This window comes from Luedemannella flava, from assembly GCF_039528515.1.
Taxonomy (GTDB): domain Bacteria; phylum Actinomycetota; class Actinomycetes; order Mycobacteriales; family Micromonosporaceae; genus Luedemannella; species Luedemannella flava.
The window spans coordinates 1-3,016 of sequence record NZ_BAAALT010000224.1 but is presented as its reverse complement, the minus strand read 5'-3'; the positions used below and the strand labels follow the sequence as shown (position 1 = coordinate 3,016).

Here is a 3,016-nt window from a genome sequence, read left to right as displayed (position 1 = left end):
GGCCGCCCGGGCCGGCCACGACGACGCTCTGCACGACCACCGGGTCGAGGCCCGCGTCGCGGGCCCAGGCCGCCACGGACGCCGCGCGCTCCGCGGAACCGGCCTGCAGGCCGTGATCCACCGTGACCAGGCCGGCCCGCCACCCCCGGCGGGGCGCCACGAACGCGGTCGCGGCGGCGAGGGCGAGCGAGTCCGCACCGCCGGAGCAGGCCACGAGCGCCAGGCCGGGCGCGTCGCTCGGCAGCACGGCGGCGACGGCGTTGCGCAGTTCGGCGACGGCAGGGTCAAGGCGACCCATGGAGGGTCAGGCCGTCCTGGTTGAGTCGCCCGCCGGCGTCACCCCGACGCGGTCGATCCAGCGCTGCGGGTCGGACAGCTCGTCGAGCAGCGGAAGGGTCAGCGGCGACGTCCACACCCTGTTGAAGCCGGCCATGCCGACCCGGTCGACGACCTGGTGCACGAACGTGCGGCCCTCCGCGTACTGGCGCAGTTTCGCGTCCACGCCCAGCAGCCGGCGGATCAACCCCTCGACCGGGTTGGTCGTCTCGCGGCGGCGGTTGAACTTCGCCCGGATGGCGGACACGGACGGCACCACGTCGGGACCCACGCCGTCCATGACGAACTCGGCGTGCCCCTCCAGCAGGGTCATCAGCGCCGTGATCCGGTCGAGCACGACCTTCTGGTTCGGGGTCTGCACGATGTCGATGATCGAGCCGCGGCTCGTCGGGTCGCGCACCACGTCGGAGACGACCCCGATCGCGCGCCGCGCCCGGGCGATGAACTCGTCGCCCGTGCCGGTCGCGTCCACGAACGCGGCGACCTCGCCGAGGAAGTGCCCGCGCAGCCACGGGACGGCCGTGAACTGGGTGCGGTGGGTGACCTCGTGCAGGCACACCCACAGCCGGAAGTCGCGCGGGTCGGCGCCCAGGGAACGCTCGGCGTCCACGATGTTCGGCGCGACGAGCAGGAGCTGACCCGGGTCGGTGGCGAACACCTCGAACTGCCCGAGGACCTTGCCCGACAGGTACGCCAGGACGGCGCCCGCCTGGACCCCGGCCGCCCGCGAGCCGACCGCGTCGAACAGCCCGTTGGGCTCGCGCCCGCCCGCGAGCCGGCCGACCAGCGGCGCCACGACCTCGCGCAGCCCGTCGACGTTCGCGCCCGCCCAGTCGCGGCGGTCGACCACCCGCACGGGCGCGGGCGTGCCCACGGGACGCAGGCCCGTGTACTCCGCGACGTGCTCGGCGGCCTCGTCGGCCAGCGTCCGCAGCTGGGCGACCACCGCCGTGGCCTCCTCGAGGGTGACCCGCGGCCCGGTCTTGCCCAGCTTGCCGGCCGTCGCGGCCGCAAGATCCCAGTCGACGAACTGCGCCATGGGGCAACGTTACCCGCGCGGCGCCAATCTCAACTTACGAGCAGCCGCAGGTGACGATCGCCGCCACCACGCTGTCGATGGCCGCCTTGGCCGGGTTCTCGCTCTCCCTCTTGACCTTGTCGGCCATGACCGCGAAGGCGAGGAGTCGCCCGTCCGCGTCCACGGCCAGCCCGGCCAGGGTGGTCACCCCGCTCAGCGTGCCGGTCTTGGCCCGGACGGTGCCGGCGGCCTTCGCGCCCGCCGTACTCGACCGGTAGCGGTCGAGGAGCGTGCCCGAGTACGCCGCGACGGGCAGGCCCGAAATGATCGCCCGCAGTTGCGGGGCGTCGTCGCTGGCCGCCTTCACCACGATGGCGGTGAGCAGGTTCGCCGACAGCTTGTTGAGGTGCGACATCCCGGAACCGTCCACCAGGCCGTACCCGTCGACGGGCAGGTCCAGTTCCGTGAGCACCTCGCGGGTGGCCGCGGCGGCGCCCTCGAAGCTCGCGGGCATCCCCTTCGCCAGCGCCACCTGCCGGGCCAGCATCTCGGCCACGATGTTGTCGCTGGTCAGCAGCATCCGTTCGACGAGGCTCGCGATCGTCGGCGAGGAGACCTTGCCCAGCTCCTTCGCGCCCTCGGCCGCCGCGCCGTTGCGGATCGTCACGGCGCTGGCCGGCAGGCCCAACTCCTTCGCGAACAGCTGACCGGCCGCGAGGTCCGGCTTGTCGTAACGGGCCGCACCCGGGTCCTGGCTCGTCGCGTTGCGCCGCGCGCCGTCGGTCATCAGCGCGGTGATGTTGGCGATGTAGCCGCCCTTCAGGTCCACGCTGATCCAGCCCGGCCCGACCGTCGACCCGCTGAAGACCGAGTTGTCCACGACGACCCGCGTCGGGGCCGTGTCGCCGAGCGCCTTGATCACCTGCTTGGCGAGCTTGTCCAGCCGTCCCGCGCCCGGGTACTGGCCGTCGGAGTTCACCGTGAGGGCCGGGTCGCCGCCGGCCACGATGACGACCTCGCCGGGCGTGCTGCCCTCGACCACGGTCGTCTCGATGCGGTACTGCGGGCCGCGCGCGGCCAGCACCGCCGCGGCCGTGGCCAGCTTCGTCGTCGACGCCGGCTCCGCCAGGGCGGACGCGCCCCGGTCGAGCAGCAGGTCCCCGGACGCGACGTCGACGACCGAGACCGTCACGTGGCTGCCGAGGCGACTGTCGCCGAGCAGCGCGTCCACCCGGGCGGCCAGCTTGGTCGGATCGGGCGCGGGCGCGTCCGCGGTCAGCGCGCCGAGCACCGGCGTGCCGGCCGCCGGGGGCAGCGGCGCGCCGAGCCACGTCGCCTGGCCGGCCAGGTTCGCGCTCGCGACCCCGCCAGCGGTCAGGCCGACGACGGTCGCGATCGCGGCCGCCGCGAACCACCGGCCGCGGCGCGGCTTGCGCTGCCCGGTCGACACATCGGCGGGTACGCCCTGGTCGCGCTCATCCGCGCGGTCCGCCTCGGGCCACTCCCGGTCCTCGGGGCGGAAACGCTCGTCCGGACGGCCCTGCTCGAACGGCCGGTCGAACTCGTCCGGGCGCGGGCCGTCCTGCGGGCGCGGTCCGGCCGGGCGGCCGGTCGTCCGGCGGGGCGGCATCTGGCCCGGCCCGCGGCCCGGGTGCCCGGGCG

At 75.0% G+C, this 3,016-nt stretch carries 3 protein-coding genes; all 3 read right to left on the bottom strand.

The window, feature by feature from the left end; translation table 11 throughout:
- Positions 1–298, bottom strand: a 298-nt coding sequence (locus ABD211_RS26985) for a PP-loop family protein (RefSeq protein ID WP_344137808.1), incomplete at its 3' end; no start/stop codon positions are given.
- 6 nt (positions 299–304) lie between these two features.
- The gene (locus tag ABD211_RS26980) at positions 305–1,375 is read right to left on the bottom strand and encodes a zinc-dependent metalloprotease (protein WP_344137805.1); all 1,071 of its coding nucleotides are present in this window, start codon (positions 1,373–1,375) and stop codon (positions 305–307) included.
- Between the two features lie 34 nt (positions 1,376–1,409).
- A partial coding sequence (dacB, locus tag ABD211_RS26975) for a D-alanyl-D-alanine carboxypeptidase/D-alanyl-D-alanine endopeptidase (RefSeq protein ID WP_425560541.1) occupies positions 1,410–3,016 on the bottom strand: 1,607 nt, incomplete at its 5' end.